Raw genomic sequence first — 22,371 nt, 5'->3', positions numbered from 1 at the left:
CGTCATCACCGCGTCAGCTTCTTGTACTTCACGCGGTGCGGGATGATGCTGTCCTGGCCGAGCCGGCGCATCTTGTCCTTTTCGTAGTCCTGGAAATTGCCTTCGAACCATTCGACATGGCTGTCGCCCTCGAAGGCCAGGATGTGGGTCGCGATGCGGTCGAGGAACCAGCGATCGTGGCTGATGATGACGGCGCAGCCGGCGAAATCCTCCAGCGCCTCTTCGAGCGCGCGCAGCGTGTCGACGTCGAGATCGTTGGTCGGCTCGTCGAGCAGCAGCACGTTGGCGCCGGACTTCAGCATTTTTGCAAGATGCACGCGGTTGCGTTCACCGCCGGAGAGCGCGCCGACCTTCTTCTGCTGGTCGGCACCCTTGAAGTTGAAGGACGAGCAATAGCCGCGCGAGTTCACCTCCTTCTTGCCGAGCAGGATCAGCTCGTTGCCGCCGGAGATCTCCTCCCAAACGTTCTTGTTGCCGTCGAGCGCGTCGCGCGACTGGTCGACATAGCCGAGATGCACGGTCTCGCCGACCGTGATCGTGCCCTTGTCAGGCGTTTCCTGCTTGGTGATCATCTTGAACAGCGTGGTCTTGCCGGCGCCGTTAGCGCCGATCACGCCGACAATGCCGCCGGGCGGCAGCTTGAAGGTGAGATCGTCGATCAGGAGGCGATCGCCATAGCCCTTGCTGAGGGCTTCGAAATCGACCACGTTGGCGCCGAGCCGCTCGGCGACGGGAATGATGATCTGCGCGGTCTGGGTCTGCTTCTCGCTGGCCTGCTTGAGCAGTTCCTCGTAACGCTGATAGCGCGCCTTGGACTTGGCCTGGCGCGCCTTGGGCGAGGACGCGACCCATTCCTGCTCGCGGGCGATCGTCTTCTGATGCGCGGCGTCCTCGCGTCCCTCCTGCTCCAGCCGCTTCTGCTTCTGCACCAGCCAGGACGAGTAGTTGCCCTCGTACGGAATGCCCTTGCCGCGATCGAGCTCGAGAATCCAGCTCGTGACGTTGTCGAGAAAGTATCGATCATGGGTCACGATCAGGATCGCGCCCGGATAGGTGCGCAGATGGCCTTCCAGCCACGACACCGACTCGGCATCGAGATGGTTGGTCGGCTCGTCGAGCAGCAGGAGTTCGGGCTGGTCGAGCAGCAGCCGGCACAGCGCGACGCGGCGGCGCTCACCGCCCGAGAGCTTTTTCACATCGGCGTCGTCGGGCGGGCAGCGCAGCGCGTCCATGGCCTGGTCGACCTTGCTGTCGAGATCCCAGAGGCCCTGGGCCTCGATCTCGTCCTGCAGCTTGGTCATCTCGTCGGCGGTCTCCTCGGAATAGTTCATCGCCAGCTCATTGTAGCGATCGAGGATGGCCTTCTGCTTGGCGACGCCCAGCATGACGTTCTCGCGCACGCTGAGCGCGGGATCGAGATGCGGCTCCTGCTCGAGATAGCCGACGCGGGCGCCCTGCGCGACCCAGGCCTCGCCGTTGTACTCCTTGTCGAGGCCGGCCATGATCTTGAGCAGCGTCGACTTACCCGAGCCGTTGACACCGAGCACGCCGATCTTGGCGTCCGGGTAGAAGCTCAGATGGATGTTATCGAGCACCTTCCGGGTCGGGTAGCTCTTGGTCAGGCCCTGCATGAAATAGATGAACTGGCGCGCCATCGGTCCCGTGAAACCTTCGATTTGAGGAAATTTGCTTGCCGCCGATGTAACGATCCCGCCCCCAAAGGGCAACGTTTTCCCTCCGTTCACCACGGATGAATACGGGACGGACACCATCCGGACGCAGATCCGGACAATTGAAACCATTTTTTAATAAAGCAGGCCAAAGCTCGGTTTCGCGCGGAAACAGCGCCGCCCGTCAGAACGAACGGGGAGCACAGCGAGGCCGCATCATGGCTCTGATCGAGACCCATTCCCTTCCCGTTCCGGCAGAAGCCGGGCACGTCTCCGGCTTCGCCTCGGAGATCAAGGCCTTCTGGAAGCGCTTCTTCACCACTGCCTTTAACCCCTACCGGCCCGAACTGCATTACATGCGCGGCCCCGGCCCCGCCTGGCGCGCCAAGCATGGCATGGATGCGCCGATCCGGCTGAAGCCCCGGGACCTCTAAAGCTCCCTTGCCTATCGGATTTTTGAAGACGCAGGCTGCTTGCGCACGAGGCTGATTGCGCGCAACCATGGCCCGGTTCCGACGATGGCGCTTCCCGCCCGGCGCCGTCACCTCTCGCCATGGATGAACGCTGATGAGCCGGCTGCGCTGCGCAATTCTCGACGACTATTTCAATCTCGCACTCGACGTCGCCGACTGGCCGAAATTGTCCGACCGCGTCGACGTCACCGTGTTCAGCCATCCCTTCGCCTCGGAGCAGGCGGCTGCCAGTGCGCTGGCCGATTTCGAGATCATCTGCGCGATGCGCGAGCGCACGGCGTTTCCCAAGAGCCTCTTCGATAACCTGCCGAAGCTGAAGCTGCTGCTGACATCGGGCATGCGCAACGCCTCGATCGACATGGAGGCCGCGAAGGCCAAGGGCGTCGTCATCGGCGGCACGCAATATTCGCGCGATCCCACCGCCCCGCTCGCCATGGGGCTGATCCTGGAGCTGACCCGCGGCATCGGCCGCGAGAACGCGCGCATGCATGCGGGCGAAGCCTGGCAGACCTTTGCCGGAGTCGAGATCGAGGGGATGACGCTCGGCATCATCGGGCTCGGCAAGCTCGGCACCAAGATGGCGGGCATCGCCAAGGCATTCGGCATGAACGTGATTGCCTGGAGCCCGAACCTCACGCCGGAGAAGTGCGCGGCGGCAGGCGTCGGCTATGCCACCAAGGAGGAGCTGTTCGCGAAGGCCGACATCGTCACCATCCATGTGGTGCTGAGCGAGCGCTCGCGTGGCCTCGTCGGCCGCGCCGATCTTGCGCGGATGAAGCCGACGGCCTTCCTCGTCAACACCGCGCGCGGGCCGATCGTGGACGAGCAGGCGCTGCTGGAAGCCTTGCAGCAGCGGAAGATCGCGGGCGCCGGCATCGACGTATTCTCAATCGAGCCGCTCCCGGTCGACCATCCCTTCCGCAAGCTCGACAACCTCGTGCTGACCCCGCATCTCGGCTACGCGACCGAGGACGGGTTGCGCATCCATTACGGCCAGATGGTCGAGGCGATCGACGCCTTCACCAAGGGCGGCGAGCTGCCGCGCAAGCTGGCCTGAAACGAAAAGGGCGCGCCGACGGCACGCCCTTCGCAGTTTGATCTCGTTCGAAGCGCTCAGCGCACGGTGACCGGCGCGGGCAGCGGCGGCACCACCGTCGGCTGCGTGCCGGGGACCGGGCCGGCCTGGGCGGACATCGGAGCCGGTGCGGGCGCTGCGGACGCCGTCGCCGTTCCCGGCGGCGGGCCGCCCGGCATCACGACCACGCGGGTGCCGACCTTGACGCGATCGAACAGGTCCGAGACGTCCTCGTTCAGCATGCCGATACAGCCGGACGAGACGAACTTGCCAATCGTCGAGGGCTGGTTGGTGCCGTGGATGCGGTAGACGGTCGAGCCGAGATACATCGCGCGGGCGCCGAGCGGGTTGCCGGGGCCGCCGGCCATGAAGCGCGGCAGATACGGCTGACGCTCGATCATCTCGGTCGGCGGATGCCAATCCGGCCACTCCGCCTTGCGGGTGATCTTCTGCACGCCGGTCCAGGTAAAGCCGTCGCGGCCGACGCGGACGCCGTAGCGGATCGCGCGACCGCCTCCGAGCACGTAATAGAGGTAGGTGTTGGGCGTATCGACCACGAGCGTGCCGGCCGGCTCCTTGGTCTGGAACGAGACCTCCTGGCGGCGCAGGTTCTGCGGCAACTGCGCCGGCGCAGCATCAGGCTGCTCCTCGGGCGGCAGCGAGGCGATCGTCATCGGCCGGCCATCGGCGCCGACGGGCGCCTGCCCGGCCTGGACCGTTCCGGTCGCGGCGGGACCACCGACTGCTTCCGGCGGACGCAAGCCGTCACCCGTGGGTGCCTGGGCCGGACGGTCGGCATAGATCACCGGCGGCGGACCGGCGGGGCGGCCGTAGCGGGGATCATCCGGCGACATCACCGGTCCCTGCGGCGGGGCAGCCGAATAGACCGGCGGAGCGCCGGCCGGACGGCCATAACGGGGATCGTCCGGCGACATCACCGGCCCCTGCGGCGGGGCCGCCGAATAGACCGGGGGACCTGCAGGGCGGCCGTAGCGCGGATCGTTGGGCGAGGTGATCGGACCACCCGGGCCGGGCGGCGGCAACGCGGCCTGCGGCATCGCGTCGTCGTCATCTTCCAGCGCGTCGAAGTTCGGCGTGCGGTCACCGGGCCGATACTCGGCCGGGGCGCCATAACCCGGCGCCTGCTGGACCGGATAGCTTTGAGCCTGCACGAGCGAGGTTCCCGCCGCAGCGACTGTTGCGGCAGCGCATATCGTCAGAAAATGTTTGATCATCATCGCTCTTGTATAGCCCCGGGGCCCCATCAGGACCGTTAACGGCCAGATGACCGAAGATAGCGGCACATTCAAGACATATCAGGCCGGTTTGCGCCGGATTTGCCGAATTGTGATCCGCAAGATTACCGTTGCCCCGTTGCATCACGGGGCGGAAATCGTGTTGCGCCGTCAATTGCCGGAGCTTCGGCCCCGATTTTTAGGGAATGGGCCGGAATCGTTGCGGTATGTTCGAATCAGCCTGATTCGCCTCCGCTTTGAGCTCCGATCCCCGCGTGGCGAACGCGGCAAGCAGTACCGTCACCGCGTTCAGATGGCTCTTGGGTCCCGGTCGCCACCCGCCGGGGCGGAAATTCGTAACCCGTCCGATGCTTCCCGGCTTTCGCTTCCTGTTTGCCGCGATCGTGCTGTCAACCTCCATCCTGGTGTTCGGCCTAGGGGCCGCCGCGCTGCTGCGGGCGACCCATGAGCAGTATGTCAGCAACCCCTCCTGGCGGAACGGCCCGCAGGAGCAGGTGTTCGCGCAAGCGTCCGAGCCGGTCCAGCCGGTGCTCGCAGCCTTGCGCGCGGAGCCGGAGCCGGCCGAGCCCGCGCCGACGCTGCGCGACCAGGTGCCGACCATCGGATTGCCGGTCCAGGAGCCCGAACAGCCGGCCCCGGTGGCCAGCGAGGCCGAAGCGGTGGCACCACAGGTCGCCGCACCCGCGGCTGACATCCCCGCCACCGAGCCGGCCAAGGCCGAGACCACGACGGAAGCCGCAGCGCCCGCCGCGACAGACACGCTCACGCCCGCCGATACCACGGCATCCGTTCCCGAGGCGAAGCCTGCCGCGACCGCCAGCGTACCGGCGCCGGCTGATCCCGATGCCGCTCCAGCCTCCCCTGCGGTCGACGTTGCCCCGGCCAAACTGGCCGCACTGAACGATCCCGCGACCACGGCCTCGAAGGATGCGCCGGCGAAGGCCAAGGCCGACGTCAAGGCCGACGCCAGCAAGCCAGAGAGCAAGGCGACCAAGCCCAAGGCGAAGAAGCGGCATCGCGTCGTGGTGCGGCGTCCGCCGCCTCAGCAGTTGCGGCAACAGCTCGATCCCTTCGGGCAGCCGCAGCAGACTTTCGCGACGACGACGGCCACGAGGACGCGCCAGTAGCTCACGCCGGCCCGGTCGCGATCGGCGGGCCCTTCTCCTGGCCCCATTCCGACCATGAGCCGTCGTACAGCGCGGTATCGGTGATCCCCAGACGATAGAGCGCGAGCGTGAGCACGCCCGCGGACACGCCGGAGCCGCAGCTCGTCACGATCGGCGCATCGAGCTTGACGCCGGCGCCGGTGAAGGCGGCGCGCAAGTCGTCGAGCGGCTTCATCTCGCCGGTCGCGGCGTCGAACAGGAGGTTGTAGGGCACGTTGCGGGCGCCGGGGATGTGGCCGGAGCGGATGCCCGGCCGCGGCTCGGGCGCACGGCCCTCGAAACGATCGGCGGCGCGCGCATCGATCACCTGCTCGGCGCGGGTTTCGACGTTGGCGATCAGCTGCTGCATGGTGCGCACGCGCTTCGGATCATAGCTCGCCTTGAAGCTTTGCGGCTTCGGCTTCACCTCGCCGCTCTCGACCGGGCGTCCTTCCGCACGCCACTTCTTCAGGCCGCCATTGAGGATGCGCACATTGCTATGGCCGAAGGCCAGGAACATCCACCACGCACGGGGCGCTGCGACCCAGCCGCCGGCATCGTAGAGCACGACGGTGTCGCTATTTCCGATGCCGAGACCACCGCCGTCGCGACCGAACTGCTCGGCGCTCGGATACATGTGCGGCAGCGGGTTGGAATGATCCGACACCGCGTCGACGTCAAAGAACACAGCGCCAGGAAGGTGCGCGGCGAGGTAGTCATCCTTCGGCAGCGGCAGCACGCCCGGCAGCTTGAAGCTGGCGTCGAGGAGCTTGACGTTGGCCTCGCCCATGTGGGCGGCGAGCCATTCGGTGGAGACGAGGGGGTCGGTGGCGGTCATGCGAGGTCTTTCTTGTCATTCCGGGGCGTGCGCAGCACGAGCTTTGATGCGCACTTGCGCATCTGAGAATCCATCGTGCGGCTGAGTTGGTGGATGAATGGATTCCGGGCTCGCGCTTCGCGCGCCCCGGAATGACGAAGGGGGAGAGTTAGCCCTTCTTCTTCGGCTCCCACTGCTCGGTCGGGCCGCCGGCATCGCGCCAGGCGGCGTAGCCGCCGGCGATGTGGGCGACGGGCTTGAGGCCCATGTCCTGCGCGGTCTTGGCGGCGAGCGCGGAGCGCAGGCCCCCGGCGCAGTGGAACACGAACTTCTTGTCCTCCTGGAAGATCGGCTTGGCGTAGGGGCTCTGCGGATCGATCCAGAATTCGAGCATGCCGCGGGTGCAGGCGAAGGCGCCGGGGATGCGGCCGTCGCGCTCGATCTCGCGGGGATCGCGGATATCGACGATGACGACGTCGCCATTCTTGGAGATCTCGATGGCGTCCTTGGCGGTGAGCGTCTCGATCTCGGCATTGGCCTCGTCGATCAGCGCCTTGATGCCGCGTGTGATGGTCTGGGGCATATGGTTCTCCCTCTCGTTGTCATTCCGGGGCGCGCGTAGCGCGAGCCCGGAATCCATTGATCTACGCGTGCTGCGGCCCGATGGATTCCGGGCTCGCGACTTCGTCGCGCCCCGGAATGACAGCAACGCTAGTGCGTCAATTCCTTCATCGCACTCTCCAGCCCCTCGATCGTGATCGGATACATCCGGTTGGCGAAGATGCGTTTGATGATGGTGGTCGATTCCGAATAGTCCCAGTGCTTCTGAGCGACCGGGTTCAGCCACACCGCATGCGGATAGGTGCGGATGATGCGGTCGAGCCAGATCGAGCCGGGCTCCTCGTTGACGTGCTCGACCGAGCCGCCGGGCACCATGATCTCGTAAGGCGACATCGAGGCATCGCCGACGAACACGACCTTGTAGTCGTGCGGGTATTTGTGCAGCACGTCCCAGGTCGGCGTGCGGTCGGTGAAGCGGCGCTTGTTCTGCTTCCAGACGCCTTCATAGAGGCAGTTGTGGAAGTAGAAATACTCCATGTGCTTGAACTCGCTCTTCGCCGCCGAGAATAGCTCCTCGACCTGCTCGATATGCGAATCCATGGAGCCGCCGATGTCGAAGAACACCAGCAGCTTCACCGCATTGCGCCGCTCCGGGCGCATGTGCACGTCGAGATAGCCGTGATTGGCGGTCTCGCGGATGGTGGTGTCGAGATCGAGTTCGTCGGGCGCGCCGGTGCGCGCGAATTTGCGCAGGCGGCGCAGCGCCACCTTGATGTTGCGGATGCCGAGCTCGACATTGCCGTCGAGATCCTTGAACTCGCGCTTGTCCCACACCTTCACGGCGCGGTTGTTGCGGTTCTTCTCCTGCCCGATGCGGACGCCCTCGGGATTGTAGCCGTGCGCGCCGAACGGCGAGGTCCCGGCCGTGCCGATCCACTTGCTTCCGCCCTGGTGGCGGCCCTTCTGCTCCTCGAGGCGCTTCTTCAGCGTCTCCATGAGCTTGTCCCAGCCCATGGCCTCGATCTGCTTCTTCTCTTCCTCGCTGAGGTATTTTTCGGCGAGCTTCTTCAGCCACTCCTCCGGGATCTCCGCCTTCTCCATGGCATCGAGCAGGCTTTCCAGCCCCTTGAACACCGTGCCGAAGACGCGATCGAACTTGTCGAGATTGCGCTCGTCCTTCACCAGCGAGGTGCGCGACAGATAGTAGAAATTCTCGACCGAATAGTCCGACAGGTCGGCGTCGAGCGCCTCCATCAGCGTGAGGTATTCGCGCAGCGTCACGGGGACCTGCGCGTCGCGCAGAGAGGTGAAGAATTGCAGGAACATGGGTGACAGATTGCCCGTCGGGGGGCGAACGTCAAGGGGCGGAGACCGGCGCTCTGCGCTGGACCGGCAGGCTTTTTGCTCTAGAATTGACCGCCTCAAGGGGTTGTTTTGGGGACGTTTGCAATGGGAATTCTCGCAGCGCTCATCATCGGCGCGATTGCCGGCTGGCTGGCCGGCAAGATTGTCCACGGGGCGGGATTTGGGCTGATCGGCAACATCGTCGTCGGCATCATCGGCGCGCTGGTGGCGGGCTGGATTCTGCCTCAGCTGCACATCCAGCTGGCAACGGGCACGGTCGGCGCCATCGTGGACGCCACCATCGGCGCGGTGATTGTGCTGGTCATCCTTTCGCTGATAAAACGGGTCTGAAAGCCTGACCGAACCAGGAACGGCCGCCGCGAGCGGCCGTTCGCTTGTCGTGACCAAGGCAATGAAATTGGCAATGCCTGGGACGACGACCAACAAGGACCCGCGATGAAATTTACCGGCACCAAGGACTATGTTGCGACCGACGATCTCAAGGTCGCGGTCAATGCCTCGATCGTGCTGGAGCGCCCGCTCCTCATCAAGGGCGAGCCCGGCACCGGCAAGACGGTGCTGGCGGAGGAAGTGGCGAAGGCGCTGAACGCGCCGCTGCTGACCTGGCACATCAAGTCCACCACCAAGGCGCAGCAGGGCCTCTACGAATATGACGCGGTGTCGCGCCTGCGCGACAGCCAACTCGGCGATGCCCGCGTGTCCGACATCAGGAACTACATCAAGCGCGGCAAGCTGTGGGAGGCCTTCACGGCCGAGCAGCGCCCGGTGCTGCTGATCGACGAGATCGACAAGGCCGACATCGAATTCCCGAACGACCTGCTGCTCGAGCTCGACCGCATGGAATTCCATGTCTACGAGACCGGCGAGACGATCAAGGCCAAGCAGCGCCCGATCATGATGATCACCTCCAACAACGAGAAGGAGCTGCCGGACGCTTTTCTCCGCCGCTGCTTCTTCCACTACATCAAGTTCCCCGACGCCGACACGATGGGCCGCATCGTCGACGTCCACTTCCCCGGCATCAAGAAGCGCCTGGTCGAGGAAGCGCTGCGCATCTTCTTCGAGGTGCGCGAGGTGCCCGGCCTGAAGAAGAAGCCGTCCACCTCCGAGCTGCTCGACTGGCTCAAGCTGCTGCTCAACGAGGACATGAGCGTCGAGCAGTTGAGGGAACGGGATCCGCGAAAGCTGATCCCGCCGCTGCACGGCGCGCTGCTGAAGAACGAGCAGGACGTGCATCTGTTCGAGCGACTGGCGTTCTTGAGCCGACGGGAAGTGTAAGGCCGGCCGCCACCCACACACTCAGTGTCGTCCCGGCGAAGGCCGGGACCCATACCGCGTGATCTATCGATTGCGAACAGTCGGCGTACCGAACCAGCAGTCTTCGCCAAACTACTCCCTGTGGTTATGGGTCCCGGCCTTCGCCGGGACGACATTGGGGAGACATTTGCGCACTGCTTCAACTTCGTCATTTTGAGCGCAGCGAAGCAATCCAGAATCCCTCCGCGGAAGCAGTCTGGATTGCTTCGCTGCGCTCGCAATGACGGAGCAAGGGGCAATGGCGCCATTCTCCAACTCGCATCCTGATCGCAGACACACCGTCGCAGCCTCGCGGCGCATTTCGCCCGAGCTTTGCTTCATTCCTCGCCCCTCAAAGAAAGAGGGCGCAGGGAAGGCCGGGTGCCGACCGGCACCCGCGGTCTGCTGCGCGAATGGTGCGCAGAGAAACCGCACAGCAGCATACAGGTGTAGCCAATCACTCGGCCTTCCCTGCGCAGTGGTCGGACGGCTTATGCCGCGCTCTCCCGGGAGCCGAACTTTCCCTCTGGCCTCCCTCACCTCGCGAATTGACGATGCCGTTGACCCGGTTGGGCTCGCGCACATCTCCGCAAAGGCTTGACCGTAGCAACGACGGCCAGGACCACACGTCTATATTTTGGCATTCGGTGAAACACGCCGAAACTAAGAAAACCCTTCAAAACCAGCGCTTTTCGACTACCCTGATGCGGGCTGTTTCAGCGGGCTTCACCAAAATAAGGGCCCGGCCCTAAGCCTTTCAGCGTCCGCACGACAAACTGAAAGCCCCAAAGCCGGGCCCTTTGGTCCCAAGCCTTAGGAGCCGAAACCACATGGATACTACCACTGCCCCCTCCCCAGCCGGCAAGCGGGGCCGCAATAGCAGCGTCATCCTGACTGACCGCCTGTGCGAGAAGCGCGTCCCCAAACGGACCAAGTTTTACGACCGCAAATGCCCCGGTCTGTACGTCAGCATCACGACGGCGGGCGTCGCGACTTTCTCATTCAAGTTCACCGACAGGCAGACCGGCAAGCAGCGCACCGGCTGGCTCGGCGTCTACAATCCGGAGACCTTCACGGTCGAGGACGCCCGCAGCAAGGTCTACGGCCTCAAGGCCACGGGCGGCGATGCCCTCGCCGAGACCTTCCGCGACCAGAAGACCGCGAAGGTGAAACGCGGCAAGACCGTCGCCGAGATCATCGACGAGCGCATCAAGTGGATGAAAACGCCCGTCAAGAAGCCCGACGGTGAGATGCGCCCCCGGTTGGAAAGCTGGGAGAATACTGCCAGCCATCTCAGCCGCTTCCTCCGCCCCGGCCTCGGCAAGAAGCTGGCGACGGAGGTCACCAAGCACGACATCGCAACGCTCTCGAATGACATCGTCGCGGGCAAGTTCGGCAAACCTTCGGTCAGCAACGCCCGCCATATGCGCAAGGCAGCCTCGGGCCTGTTCAATTGGGCAGCCGAAGCCGGCCGCGACTACGTGACGGCTAGCCCCTGCGTCAATCTGCCGAAGCTCGACCCCGAGCATCCCCGCACACGCGTCCTGTCCGAGGGCGAGATCAGGATCTTCTGGCACGGCCTCGACCGCGACGACCTCCCCTATGACCGCCGGACGCGGCTGGCGCTCAAGTTCGAGCTGGTCACAATGCTGCGGTCGCGTGAACTGCTCGGCGCACGCCGGGATGAGCTGTTCGACCTCGACGGCGAGCATCCCCGCTTTGATGTCCCCCTTAAGCGGGTCAAGAAGCGGCGGGTGGTCCAGCAGCCGTTGTCTGATCTGGCGGTCGAGATCATCAAGGAGGCGCTCGCCTCGGATGATCAGCAGTTTGTCTTTGAAAGCGCCATGTACAAAGGCCAGCCGATCCACCGCAAGGCGATGGCCGATGCACTGCGCGGCACCAAGCACGAGAAGAACAAGGATAAAACCAAGACCGCCGGTCTTTGCGAATTGCTTGGCCTCAAGCCGTTCACGCCGCACGACCTACGCCGGACGGCGGCCACCTTGGCGGGCGATCTCGGCTTCGACGATGCATGGATCGCGAAGTGCCTCGATCACGCCCCCAGCAAAAAGTCCGAGGTTGTCGTGCCGACCGTCACCGGAAAGGTCTACAACCATTCCAAGCGTATGAAGGAGAAGCGCGCGGTGCTGGACGGCCTGGCAGCCGAGTTGCGGCGGATCGTCGGCGCGCCTGTGCCTCTCGCCATCAGTCCAGAAAAGAACGAGCCGAGCCTCGCGGCCTGAATGCGTCGCCTATTGGGATCTCAATCAGATCCCTTAGGTGCCTTTGCTTGCATTCCCCCGCGCAGGGAGTGCTTGGTGAGGAAAAGCGATGTGAAATCAATGCCATGATCGGGTTGTGTCCCCCGTTGTGTCCCCGATCCGATGTTCCTCAAAAATTTACGTGGGGATCGTCGCCGGTTCGGCGACGACGGGGCACTGGCCGCTACCGGTTTCGGCCAACCATTGGATGTGGCTTCAGCCGGTTGAGCCCGCCGCTTAGCAATTCCGGCACCACTTAGAATTAGAGGAATCTCAGGAATCCTCACGCGCATAGCTGCGCATCCGTTTGCCTTCCCGTCAAAGCTGCGGAATCGTGAACTTTCGACCACATGGACGATTCGCGATGTCGGACGACCTCAGACCTGTAAAGCTCAGAGATTTCTTAAGCGCTCTCAATGTTCCTGACCTTGATCAGCTGCCGCTAATCCATACGACGGAAAGTTCGCGAATTTTTAGCATTCTCAATCAGGGCAAGCTCAAGGCCACACCCTGCAACGTGTTCAAGGGCGAGGACCTCTGTTACTTCTTCGTTGGACGGCCCGCTTACAAGGCAAAATTGGCGGAGCCCAACCCGTACTATTGGCAGCTGCCGATGGTCTTCGTTGTCAAATTCCACACTGCTTTACAATCGAAGCGGATTTTTCCGTTTGACAGCGGGGCATTCGCCAACTCCAAACTGCCAAGCCATATTCTTAGCTTTGACATCGCTGACTACGACTTGGCCCCTAATTCAGCGCTAGTCACCAAGCTGATTTCCACTTTCTATGGCTCGAACACAAATTACTTCAACGCTGTGGGGGTGAAGCCAGAAGACCTCGAAATGCGCCACGTTCTCACACCAATGCATTTGCAAATTCTCTCGCTCGCTCAGATGTACGCCCAGCCACGCACGATTGACAGCGACGACCGTAAATCCACCATTGAGTTGCAAATCGAGGGAGACGTCGAAATTGAGGGCGGCGATTTGCTGGGCGTGATCCTTCCAGAGGAGTTTAAACGTGCTCCAGAAATTGTCGCGAAGCTAAATTCATTCGGCTGCCAAATCGAATACTACCCGTTTTACCCACTGCGCAGCGACCACTTCTATTACGCGATTTACGATAGCGTCGCGAAAGTCCTCAAAGCGAACGGGCATATTTAGTGCGTGTCTCTTCGGCAAAAATGCTCGGCGCTGTGCGACTGACCGAGGCTGCCGATGGCATCGGTATCGCACTCTTCGGATTCAGCAACAGCAACGAAACATATGTCGCTGAAACGGACTACGAGTTGCGGATCACGGATTTCGTTCCGGTCAGGCCTGATGAATATCCCATCGACTATTCTATAACGAGAGAGGCTCAAGCAGCTCCTGTGCAGATAGGGGACGCCTGTCCTATTCCATACTGGATCGACAATAAGCCCGGCCTGTTGCGCGGAAGCGTGTCCCTGAGTGAGTTCGACGAGCATTTTGGAGAAGCCAGCTCGACCGAAGGCGTTATTGCTGAGCTACGCGAAATAATCTCCAGGAGCAGAACGCGTCACTACCAAAAACAACGCCACTTGGACGCTGAGAAGCAGGTACTCAAGGATTTCGAGGACATTTTCAGTGATTATCCGGTACACTCTCGGTACTGGATTTCCAGATTTCGGGCAGCGGTCCTCAACGCGATTCAATTGGATGACGAGCAGCAAGCCAGTATGCGCACGCGGCTGCGGCATCGGATTCTCGAATGGGTTGAGAGGTTCCGGTATAAGAGCCAGCTGCGCTTGTTAAGCACCGCCCTGTCCAGCGCTCAACCTCATATCCTGGACCGACTGGAGGTGCAGCTTATCCTCTTCGACTATCTCGCACAGCGATTTGATAAGCGCGACATCGCGGCATTGCGCAGGCCTGATGTGCGGGATGTCATTCTGGAGTACTTCCCCAAGGGCCTGCATGGCTTCATTACGGAGGACAAGCCAGAGATTCTACGGATGCTCGGGGAGCGGAGCGCTGAGTTTGCTTACGATACCCTTTGGGTTGGCAGCCGGGTCAACTTGGTGCTTCGCTTTCTTCAGATGTTCCCGGAAAGTGAGACGGGTGACTTCCGCGATGTGATTGTAACTAGCTCGGTCATTTTCGGCTCTTCAGAACTACCCGCCGAAGTGTACGATCGGGTCGATGCCGCTTACACTGTTCAACTGTTCCAGCTCCGAGATGAAATCGGTTACGCATACAGGGTCATCTTTCGTGATCGAGCTCAAGCCGAGCTGTGGGCCGACACGGCTGAGGACCTTTTGCGGAAAATCAGCGACCTGTACGGACTGCTAAGGCTAAGGGAGGGTGTCTATCGTCTATCAGGCAAGATACCCGTAAGTGAGCGTCCGATATCCGATAGAGTTGTGAACGAGCTGCGCGCCTATGCCACCACGCCCTCTAAGGCGAAGTGAACTTCGAGCATCGAGTGGACAATTGATGCTTCTTCAATCGTTCAGGCCGGATGCCAGCGTCTATTTCCGCTAATGCAGCCTCTGATGAGGAGGATGAACCTCACTCATCTGCTCCAATCTCAGCTCCAACCGCTCATTCAGCAGCATCAGCGCTCTCAGTGCGCCGCGCCAATCACCATTACAAGCTGCGACGATCTCATCGACCGCAAGCTCGTATTGATCAAGAGCAGAGTTGGTGCGTTGGCGTGACATGCGAACAACATCCAAACAGAAACCTGAGTAGATCGTGTCAATAAGGGGTCATTTTCCCCGCAATTCACAAGCAACATATGTTGTTGCGAGGCTGCAACGTGCGCGACCATCCTAGGTCCTAGGCTGGTCCATTGATGCGACCAAAGCGCATTTCATTCTTGGTTCAATTAATAGATCGCGGGGGAAACGTGTTTGACGTCTATCGCAACGGGACGACTAACCTGCTCGTTTTAGAATTAGGCTCGCCGATCCCGGCAGCTTACTCCGGCAAGAGGTGGCGCAAGAGCAGAAGAAGAATTCTAAAGGTGAGCGAAGAGATCAAATCGGCAGTTCAGCAGCAGGGCTATTACGTGCGTAGCTTGCGGCCCACAAGAGAGTTGGTGGTCGAAGTTGAGTAGATCGGCGATCAGTGAGGCGGCCAAAGCCGAGATAGAGCGGAGCACATGGAATTCAACGACCCGCTGTTGGGTAAGAAGATTGATCCAGCGGGCGTGATCGTGTTTCGTCACCGACCCAGCGAGCCAGAATTGAACAAGGTGTTTCCTTTAATTGCGGCGGATCGCCCGGACTTGTTCAACCACCGTCCCCGGCCGGCGGCGCAAGAACGGTTAGCTCTTCTGGCGCGAACTCTTCTTTGCAGTGATCGCAGCGGCGTTGGATTTAGCATCCCCGCACCTGCTCACGCGATTGTAATTCGGTAAAGGCCGCCGGAATGAACCCCGCTGGTCAGTTGGTCTGGAAAACACAAAAAGTCGCGCCGCCAGAAAATGGGCGCGACTTTTCTCGACGCCAACTCGGTCGGGAACGAGCTGTTGATTACTTACTTCTCTTTGATAACGGTCGTGCTGCTGCTACTACCGACTGTCCCTTCCTCGCAGACTTTGGTCTGCTTGATGCGATCTTCGGCTTCCACGCGGCTCTTGAAAGCCATCGGACCGATCTGTGTTACGACCTCCTTGTCCGCCGGGCGTGTGGTGGTAACCGTGCATTGGCGGCTCGGACCTTGCACGACATAGTACTCATCGGCCAGTGCTGGGCCGGTGCATCCGATGATTAATGCGCCAGCAAGAAGAAGTGGTGCTTTCATTGTCGCCTCTCTCTGTTCAAGTGCTGCCGAACAATGCGATATAAGAGAATGCCGGGCGCTACCGCGCACACGACCTCTCATTCTTCTTTCGGCGGCTTTGTAACTTGTTTAAGAGTGGACAGTTCCTCTATTTTGGCGCTTGGAAGCCAGCACCAAAGCGGTTGCGATGGCATCCCGCCGTGCCTGAGGCGAAGACACGGCGCGCGAAACCTCTACGTGAGCGGAATAGCGTCCGCTGCGTCTTTTGCCGGAAGCCGCGACGCGTCTGCGGGTGGATTTAGGTTTTTTGTTTCTCGACTGCGCTTTTTCCATCGGAGCTCTTAGAGCGCTCTTCGAAACGATCAACGCCCTTAGCTAGATCGTGCCCCGTCTTGCTCTCGTTTTTTGCTTCCTCGTTGGAAGCTGCTTTACGCAAGCCTTCAGCGGCCCGTTCCCCCGCTTTCGATGACTTTCGTTCGTCTTCCATTGTAGTCCTCCTCATCAAGATGCTTCCCAGCGAACTAGTCCTCAGCTGGGATAACCGACCAGCGACGTGCACAGTTCCTACAGTCCGTCTATATGACGTCCCGTTGCGGACGCGGCCCGGGACGCATTTGCGCAAAGGAGAAGAAACAGCACGCGCTCCGCCTTGTACCTTGCGGCCGCGCGACTGCATTCCGACCCAGACATCACGGCTTCTCCACCGGCCGCGCAGACGGTCCACTTCCAACGGCCGCGCCCGCGCTGTTTCAATACGATGTCGTAGCCGGCGTAGCGCTCCTCATCGGCCTCGAAGTTCATGCCGCGAACCGTCCCGGCAGGCCGTCCTGAATCTGGTCCATCATCCGCTGCTCGCGCTCGATCCGGCTCAGATAGAGTTCTCGCTCCCTCTCTGTCTTGGCGCCGCTAAGCAGCAGCCGGTAATGGGCGATGACCTTTTCGCTGCCGCGGATCAGCATGTCCCGCAGGTCCGTCATGGCGCAGCTCCCATCGTTGCGGGCGAGACTGGCCTCGGGGGCATGGTAAGCGCTATGGGAAAGGTCTGGGACGTCAACGCCTCCAGGGCCGAGCTCTCCTCCGATAGGCGCCGTTCGATGAACTGTCGCTCGAGGTCCGACAGCTGCGTCGCAAGTAGGCTGCGATAGCGGTGAATGTTGTTGCGATGAGCCCGGATGCGGGCAAAGTTCTCATCGAGCATCTTCGTCGCTCCCTCACCGTCACCTAGGCCGCTGCCCGCTCGACCGAGCGCAACCGCATTGGCTTTCCGCCGGGAGGATTCCGGGGGCGTTCGTCCAGCGCGCAAAGCGCCTCAAGAATCTCGTCGATCCTGACCGTCGCCTTCAGTCCCTCGGGCGCCCGCAGTGACGGGCACGATGCGATCGCAGAAGCGTCCGATGCCCACGAAGCCAGGATAGCGCGTTTCTCAGACAGGCTGAGGGTCGGATGGGAGACCACGTCCCGCGGATGTTCGAAAACCGTACCGGGATGGATGATGGCGTTGAGATCGACAACGTTGTCGTGAAGAGCGGTCGTCGGCCGCATGGCTTCCTCCATTTCCAAGACGAATTGAGGGAGAGCCGCGCGGGAAGGCCCGCGCGGTTTGGTCGCTGTTCTGTAGGATGGCCTCAGGCCGCCTTGGATTCGATCTGCGCCACGTTATTCGGCCCGGCGCCGTTGATCGCAATGCGACGCGGCTTCATCGCTTCGGGGATTTCCCGCTGCAGGTCGATGACCAGCAGGCCATTCTCGAAGCTGGCGCCCTTGACCTCGACGTGGTCGGCGAGCGTGAACTGCCGCTTGAAGTTGCGGGCCGAGATGCCGCGATGCAAGAAGGTCTTGCCGTCCTTCTCGCTCTTGTGGCCTTCGAGCGTCAGGACGTTCTGCTCGACCGTCAGGACGACCTCGTCAGGGCTGAAGCCGGCGAGCGCGACCGAGATCTGGAAGCGGTTCTCGTCGAGACGCTCGATATTGTAGGGGGGATAGGTCTCCTCGCCCGCGCGCTGGGCGGCTTCGGCGAGATCGAAAAGACGGTCAAAGCCGATGGCCGACCGGAAGAGGGGCGAAAAATCAACAGTGCGCATAGCCAGATCCTCCTGGGAGCAAAATGGTTACGAGCGGCACCGGACACGACCGGTGCCCGTCTCAGTGGCGGGACCCGAACGGCATCCCGATCGTCGTACGACGACGCCGAAAAAATTTGGAAGCCAGGGAAAAGTTTCAAGACCCGCGGACATTTTTTTCGCAAGGAATCGCGGTCGTTAACGAGAGCATCGGACCTATTCTCGGGCTTTCCTGAGAGCCGCCCGGAGCCGCTCCCTTTCCTTTGTCCCACCGCTCGTCCTCGGCCTGCGCCTGCTTCTCGAGAGCCTCGATCCCGAACCTGATAGACTGCGCCCTGTCCGCGTGCCTCCGCTCGGCCGCGTTGAGGGCACTGCGCTTTCGCCGTGGCCTTCTCGCGCCGCTCCCGCTCCTTTTCGCGAGCGGCCTCTTGCCGCCGGCGCTGCGCCGCTTGGCGCTTCTGCTCCTTCTCGAACTCGACGGCGGCCTTTCCGGTATGGCCAGCAAGGCTCGCGGATCTAGCGCCCGGCGACTGCCAGAGCGCTTCAAGATTGGAGACAAAGCCCGGGACGAACAGCAGGTCGCGCGGACCGTCACCAATCACCTGATAGGCAATATGGACGTCGTCACTTTTGACATAGCGAGTGGTCGGGATGTCAGCCATGCTGGCCTATTGCGTGACAAATCCGCACGGCGCGAGTGTCGCACCCCATTCCGCGTCAGGCCAGCGAAATTCGTTGAATATTGATGCGCTCGAGAGCCGCTAGGTCGCCAGGGCGCGCAGCGATTGAGAGAATTGATGTCGCACGCTACTACAACCGCGACGTCTGCTTCGGGTAAATGGCTGCCTTAGGCAGCTCCACGACGCTATTCCGCGCAACTCTCCAAAGCAGACAGTGCGAGGCCGAGAGCGAAAGTCAGCTAAGGGCCCAAAAGCTGCCCTTCCTCCGCGATCAACTCGTGACGTTTCACCGCGCCCAGCGCACGCCATCTTGAGATAGACTGGAGTACCTAGAGCCGGGAGGAGCCCATGGACGTCGGGGCCTGGCTGTGTGGTCTGGGACTGGGACAGTACGAACAGGCGTTCCGGGAGAACGACATTGACGCCGAGATCCTCATGGACCTCACGGCCGAGGATCTGGTTGGACTCGGCGTCGCCTCTATAGGCCATCGCCGCAAGCTGCTCGCCGCCATTGCTGCCCTGCGCGCCGGCTCTATGTCGGCGACCACCCCTGTTACGGCCGCACCTACCGCTGTCTCCGAAAAGTCCGCGCCTGCACCGGAGGCCGAGCGCCGTCAGCTCACGGTGATGTTTGTCGATCTGGTCGACTCGACTGCACTCGCGGCCCGGCTAGATCCGGAGGAAATGGCCGAACTCCTACGTGCCTATCAGAGCGCAGTGGCGGCCGCGATCGCGCGGTTCGAAGGGCATGTGGCGAAGTACATGGGCGACGGTGTGCTGGCCTATTTCGGCTACCCGCGCGCCCACGAGGATGAAGCCGAACGCGCGGTGCGGGCCGGGCTGGCCGCGGTTGCTGCGATGCACGGCCTAAGATCGGCGCATGGTGAGAGGCTGGCGGCCCGAATAGGCATCGCGACCGGCCCGGTGGTTGTCGGCGAGTTGATCGGCGAAGGCGCGGCACGCGAGGAGACGGTGGTCGGCGATACGCCGAACCTCGCGGCCCGGCTGCAAACCCTGGCCGAGCCGGGCACGGTCGTGAATCTCCGCTCGCACCCGGGAGCTCGTTGGCGGGCTGTTTGAACTCGCCGAGCTCGGGCTGCAGATATTGAAGGGATTTCCCGTTCCGGTCCGGGCATGGCGGGTGGTCGGAGAAGGCACCGCCGAGAGCCGGTTCGAGGCCTTGCACGGTGCAGACCTAACACCGCTCGTCGGTCGAGAGCACGAGATTGGTCTCCTGCTCGAGCACTGGGAGCGAGCCAAAGAGGCGGAGGGTCAGGTGGTGCTGCTGGCGGGCGAGCCTGGCATCGGCAAATCACGCCTTCTGCGCGCGCTGCGCGGGCGGCTTGAAAATGAGCCACATACGCCCTTGGGGCACTATTGCTCACCGCACCATCAGACAAGCCCGCTTTATCCGGTAATCGGCCTGTTGGAGCGGGCGGCGGGCTTTGTTGCGGACGATCCCCTCGCAGCGCGTCTCGATAAGCTCGAGGCGTTGCTTGCCCTATCGACCGATGATGTCACCAAGGTCGCGCCTCTGATCGCGTCATTGCTGTCACTCGAGACGGATGCACGCTACCCGCCGCTCGACATGAGCCCGCATCGGCAGAAGGAGCGGACGCTTGAGGCGCTGGTCGATCAGGTGTTGGGCCTGGCAAGGCGCCGGCCCGTCCTCGCCCTGTATGAGGATGTGCACTGGGCAGATCCGACCTTACTCGAGCTGCTCGATCTCCTGGTAGACCGGGTGCAAAGCGCGCCCGTGCTCGTCCTCATCACCTTCCGGCCCGAGTTCGCGCCGCCCTGGATGCGCTATGCCCACGTCTCCGCGCTGACCCTCAGCCGGTTGAGCCGCCGGCAGGGCGCGGCCATCGTTGCGCGGCTGAGCGGCGGGAAGGCGCTGCCTCCTGCGGTGCTCGACCAGATCGTCGCGAAGACAGACGGTGTGCCGCTGTTCGTCGAGGAACTGACTCGCGCTGTGCTAGAGACCAATCTGCTCCGCGATGAAGGCGACCATTACGCGCTCGTGGGGCCGCTCCCGCCCATGGCGATCCCAACCACCCTCCAGGAGTCGCTGTTGGCCCGGCTCGACCGGCTCGCCCCGGCTCGTGAGGTGGCCCAGGTCGCGGCCGCTATTGGCCGGGAATTCTCTCACGAACTGCTCGCGACGACGGCGCAGTTGTCGGAGAGCGAATTGCAGGCGGCATTGGATGACCTCGTCGGCTCCGGCCTGGTATTCCGGCGCGGGATGCCGCCTCAGGCGACCTACAGCTTCAAGCATGCACTTGTGCAGGACGCTGCCTATGCGACCCTGGTGCGCCCGAAGCGGCAGCGCTTGCACGCCCGGATCGCCGCGGCGCTCGAGCAGCATTTTTCGGAGACGGTGCAGACACAGCCGGAGCTTCTGGCTCATCATTTCGCAGAGGCCGGGCTGATTGCACCGGCGATCGACTATTGGTTGAAGGCGGGACAAGCAGAGATCGCGCGCTCGGCCACAGCAGAGGCGATCACGCAATTGACCAAAGGGCTCGACCTGGTTCCTGCACTCCCCGACGACGCCCCACGATGGCGGCGGGAACTCGAACTGGAAGTTGCCCTCGGTGTCGCGCTGATGGCTGCGAAGGGGTGGGCGGCACCGGAGGTCGGGCAGGCCAACGCACGCGCCCGAGACTTGTGCGAGCGCCTTGGCGACACGTCGCGGCTCTTTCCTGTGCTCTATGGGGAATGGGTTTTTCACGTCGTGAGGGCGGAGCTCGAGGCCGGTCGGACGGCAGGCGAGGACTTACTCCGCCGTGCCCAGGAACAGAACGACGTGGCCGCCGAAACCATTGGCAACCGCATCGTCGGAACCGCTGAATTGCTTCGCGGCGAGTTAGCGGCTGCTCGCGACCATCTGGAGCGGACGCTCGCTCTCTACGATCCCTACGCGCATCGGTCGCTCGCCTTCCTGTTCGCGCAGGATCCGCGCGTGGCAGGACTGTCCGTTCTGTCTTGGGGACTGTTCGCCCTCGGCTATCCCGAGCAGGCGCAGGCGAGGAGCGAACAGGCATTGACAGCCGCGAAGGAGTTGTCTCATCGCAATACCCTCGGCTATGCCCTGCTTTACGGCTGCACCCTGTCGCAGCTCCGCCACGACATAGACGAGGCCCGATATCGGGCGAATGCGCTGATCGCACTTGCAGCCGAACAGGATTCCCCACACTTCCTCGGAGCCGGCATCATCATTCGTGGCTGGACGCTGGGCGAGGTTGGGGATTTTGGGGCTGGCATCGTGCAGATCCGAGAGGGGCTTGCGATGTGGCAGGCCACCGGAGCGGGTTTCCTGGTGCCCTATTTCCGAAGCCTGCTGGCCGAGGTCCACGGCCGGTCGGGCGCTGTGAACGAGGGCTTGGATCTCATTACCGAAGCGCTCGACCGAGTGAAAAAAACCGGCGAGCGGTGGTTCGAGGCCGAGCTCCATCGGATGATGGGCGAGCTGATGCTGCGGCTGCCAAGGCAAGATCCGACCGCCGCGGAAGCACGGTTCGAACATGCGGCTGCAACCGCGCGCCAGCAAGGCGCCAAGCTCTGGGAGTTGCGCGCAACCACATGCCTTGCACGACTTTGGATAGAACGGCGCCTGCGCGGCGAGGCTCACGATCTGCTCAGTCCGCTCTATGGCCAGTTCACTGAGGGCTTTGGAACACCGGATCTCCAGGCCGCTAGAGTAATACTTCGAGAGATCACTGCCAACTCCGAGCCGAAGAACCCGACCCCAGGTCCCAGCAGCTAGTTCTGCATACGAGCATCGCAGCTCCCTAGCCAAGTCGGCTGCAAGGAATCTCTCAGCGGTGGCATGAGGCGGCCTGCCTCGGAACACCGGCTCCGGGTCAAAATGCGGAGGACTCAGGTTGAGCAAATCTGGTCCGCTCTGGCTCAACGAGCGGACCTCCGTGGGAACGCAACCTCGCTGATGGGCCATGAGCTGACA

23 protein-coding genes and 1 pseudogene are annotated in these 22,371 nt (G+C 62.5%); 12 read left to right on the top strand and 12 right to left on the bottom strand.

Going from position 1 to position 22,371, the window contains the following annotated elements:
* Positions 1–5: 5 nt before the first annotated feature.
* Positions 6–1,655 (bottom strand): energy-dependent translational throttle protein EttA, encoded by a 1,650-nt coding sequence (gene ettA, locus N2603_RS11970; RefSeq protein ID WP_260388898.1) that lies wholly within the window; start codon positions 1,653–1,655, stop codon positions 6–8.
* 233 nt (positions 1,656–1,888) lie between these two features.
* Here ettA and N2603_RS11965 point away from each other — a divergent pair, with 233 nt between their 5' ends.
* Positions 1,889–2,104, top strand: a complete 216-nt coding sequence (locus N2603_RS11965) for a hypothetical protein (protein ID WP_260388897.1) — start codon at positions 1,889–1,891, stop codon at positions 2,102–2,104.
* A 133-nt stretch (positions 2,105–2,237) separates the two neighbouring features.
* Positions 2,238–3,200, top strand: coding sequence for a D-2-hydroxyacid dehydrogenase family protein (locus tag N2603_RS11960; protein WP_260388896.1), 963 nt, complete (start codon positions 2,238–2,240; stop codon positions 3,198–3,200).
* A gap of 56 nt (positions 3,201–3,256) precedes the next feature.
* Here the strand turns inward: N2603_RS11960 and N2603_RS11955 are convergent, their stop codons facing one another.
* On the bottom strand, positions 3,257–4,453 hold the full coding sequence (locus N2603_RS11955; RefSeq protein WP_260388895.1) for a L,D-transpeptidase: 1,197 nt from the start codon (positions 4,451–4,453) through the stop codon (positions 3,257–3,259).
* Positions 4,454–4,821: 368 nt separating this feature from the next.
* Between N2603_RS11955 and N2603_RS11950 the strand changes: the two genes are divergently transcribed.
* The gene (locus N2603_RS11950) at positions 4,822–5,601 is read left to right on the top strand and encodes a hypothetical protein (RefSeq protein WP_260388894.1); all 780 of its coding nucleotides are present in this window, start codon (positions 4,822–4,824) and stop codon (positions 5,599–5,601) included.
* Position 5,602: 1 nt separating this feature from the next.
* Here N2603_RS11950 and sseA read toward each other — a convergent pair whose 3' ends face one another.
* The 3 genes from sseA to N2603_RS11935 all read right to left on the bottom strand — a co-directional run bounded on the left by sseA (position 5,603) and on the right by N2603_RS11935 (position 8,323).
* Positions 5,603–6,457, bottom strand: coding sequence for a 3-mercaptopyruvate sulfurtransferase (sseA, locus tag N2603_RS11945; RefSeq protein ID WP_260388893.1), 855 nt, complete (start codon positions 6,455–6,457; stop codon positions 5,603–5,605).
* Between the two features lie 148 nt (positions 6,458–6,605).
* Entirely contained in the window at positions 6,606–7,019 is a 414-nt protein-coding gene (locus N2603_RS11940) for a rhodanese-like domain-containing protein (RefSeq protein ID WP_018641027.1), read from the bottom strand.
* 128 nt (positions 7,020–7,147) lie between these two features.
* Entirely contained in the window at positions 7,148–8,323 is a 1,176-nt protein-coding gene (locus tag N2603_RS11935; RefSeq protein ID WP_260388892.1) for a vWA domain-containing protein, read from the bottom strand.
* A 123-nt stretch (positions 8,324–8,446) separates the two neighbouring features.
* Between N2603_RS11935 and N2603_RS11930 the strand changes: the two genes are divergently transcribed.
* The 5 genes from N2603_RS11930 (at position 8,447) to N2603_RS11910 (ending at position 14,349) form a co-directional block, all read left to right on the top strand.
* The gene (locus N2603_RS11930) at positions 8,447–8,692 is read left to right on the top strand and encodes a GlsB/YeaQ/YmgE family stress response membrane protein (protein WP_007600697.1); all 246 of its coding nucleotides are present in this window, start codon (positions 8,447–8,449) and stop codon (positions 8,690–8,692) included.
* Positions 8,693–8,797: 105 nt separating this feature from the next.
* Positions 8,798–9,640 (top strand): AAA family ATPase, encoded by an 843-nt coding sequence (locus N2603_RS11925; protein ID WP_028152332.1) that lies wholly within the window; start codon positions 8,798–8,800, stop codon positions 9,638–9,640.
* A gap of 848 nt (positions 9,641–10,488) precedes the next feature.
* Positions 10,489–11,901 carry a tyrosine-type recombinase/integrase gene (locus N2603_RS11920; RefSeq protein ID WP_260388890.1) on the top strand — a complete coding sequence of 471 codons (1,413 nt, stop codon included), beginning with the start codon at positions 10,489–10,491 and terminating at the stop codon, positions 11,899–11,901.
* Positions 11,902–12,283: 382 nt separating this feature from the next.
* Complete coding sequence (locus N2603_RS11915; protein ID WP_260388889.1) at positions 12,284–13,081, top strand: hypothetical protein; 798 nt, start codon at positions 12,284–12,286, stop codon at positions 13,079–13,081.
* The gene (locus tag N2603_RS11910; protein ID WP_260388888.1) at positions 13,081–14,349 is read left to right on the top strand and encodes a hypothetical protein; all 1,269 of its coding nucleotides are present in this window, start codon (positions 13,081–13,083) and stop codon (positions 14,347–14,349) included. Before N2603_RS11915 ends, N2603_RS11910 begins: the two co-directional genes overlap by 1 nt.
* 69 nt (positions 14,350–14,418) lie before the next feature.
* On the opposite strand, the gene N2603_RS11905 is transcribed toward N2603_RS11910, so the two are convergent.
* Positions 14,419–14,601: a hypothetical protein gene (locus tag N2603_RS11905; protein ID WP_018644829.1), complete on the bottom strand. Its 183-nt coding sequence runs from the start codon at positions 14,599–14,601 to the stop codon at positions 14,419–14,421.
* A 188-nt stretch (positions 14,602–14,789) separates the two neighbouring features.
* Here N2603_RS11905 and N2603_RS11900 point away from each other — a divergent pair, with 188 nt between their 5' ends.
* Positions 14,790–14,999 carry an intracellular growth attenuator family protein gene (locus tag N2603_RS11900; RefSeq protein ID WP_260388886.1) on the top strand — a complete coding sequence of 70 codons (210 nt, stop codon included), beginning with the start codon at positions 14,790–14,792 and terminating at the stop codon, positions 14,997–14,999.
* Positions 15,000–15,044: 45 nt separating this feature from the next.
* Complete coding sequence (locus tag N2603_RS11895) at positions 15,045–15,302, top strand: hypothetical protein (protein ID WP_260388885.1); 258 nt, start codon at positions 15,045–15,047, stop codon at positions 15,300–15,302.
* A gap of 119 nt (positions 15,303–15,421) precedes the next feature.
* Here N2603_RS11895 and N2603_RS11890 read toward each other — a convergent pair whose 3' ends face one another.
* From N2603_RS11890 to N2603_RS11860, 6 genes are all read right to left on the bottom strand, one after another.
* On the bottom strand, positions 15,422–15,688 hold the full coding sequence (locus tag N2603_RS11890; RefSeq protein ID WP_260388884.1) for a hypothetical protein: 267 nt from the start codon (positions 15,686–15,688) through the stop codon (positions 15,422–15,424).
* Positions 15,689–15,965: 277 nt separating this feature from the next.
* Complete coding sequence (locus tag N2603_RS11885) at positions 15,966–16,154, bottom strand: hypothetical protein (RefSeq protein WP_260388883.1); 189 nt, start codon at positions 16,152–16,154, stop codon at positions 15,966–15,968.
* 77 nt (positions 16,155–16,231) lie between these two features.
* The gene (locus tag N2603_RS11880; RefSeq protein ID WP_260388882.1) at positions 16,232–16,468 is read right to left on the bottom strand and encodes a hypothetical protein; all 237 of its coding nucleotides are present in this window, start codon (positions 16,466–16,468) and stop codon (positions 16,232–16,234) included.
* Positions 16,465–16,644: a hypothetical protein gene (locus N2603_RS11875; protein WP_260388881.1), complete on the bottom strand. Its 180-nt coding sequence runs from the start codon at positions 16,642–16,644 to the stop codon at positions 16,465–16,467. Before N2603_RS11875 ends, N2603_RS11880 begins: the two co-directional genes overlap by 4 nt.
* A 244-nt stretch (positions 16,645–16,888) precedes the next feature.
* On the bottom strand, positions 16,889–17,209 hold the full coding sequence (locus N2603_RS11865; RefSeq protein ID WP_260388879.1) for a hypothetical protein: 321 nt from the start codon (positions 17,207–17,209) through the stop codon (positions 16,889–16,891).
* A gap of 83 nt (positions 17,210–17,292) precedes the next feature.
* Entirely contained in the window at positions 17,293–17,748 is a 456-nt protein-coding gene (locus tag N2603_RS11860; RefSeq protein ID WP_260388878.1) for an Hsp20 family protein, read from the bottom strand.
* A 407-nt stretch (positions 17,749–18,155) separates the two neighbouring features.
* On the opposite strand from N2603_RS11860, the gene N2603_RS11855 reads away from it, so the two are divergent.
* Entirely contained in the window at positions 18,156–18,473 is a 318-nt protein-coding gene (locus N2603_RS11855) for a hypothetical protein (protein ID WP_260388877.1), read from the top strand.
* 282 nt (positions 18,474–18,755) lie between these two features.
* Positions 18,756–22,173: pseudogene (locus N2603_RS11845) on the top strand (AAA family ATPase).
* The last annotated feature ends 198 nt before the right edge of the window (positions 22,174–22,371 follow it).

This window comes from Bradyrhizobium huanghuaihaiense (assembly GCF_025200885.1).
GTDB lineage: Bacteria > Pseudomonadota > Alphaproteobacteria > Rhizobiales > Xanthobacteraceae > Bradyrhizobium > Bradyrhizobium huanghuaihaiense.
The sequence above is the reverse complement of the archived record's forward strand: the minus strand, read 5'-3'. Positions and strand labels throughout refer to the sequence as shown.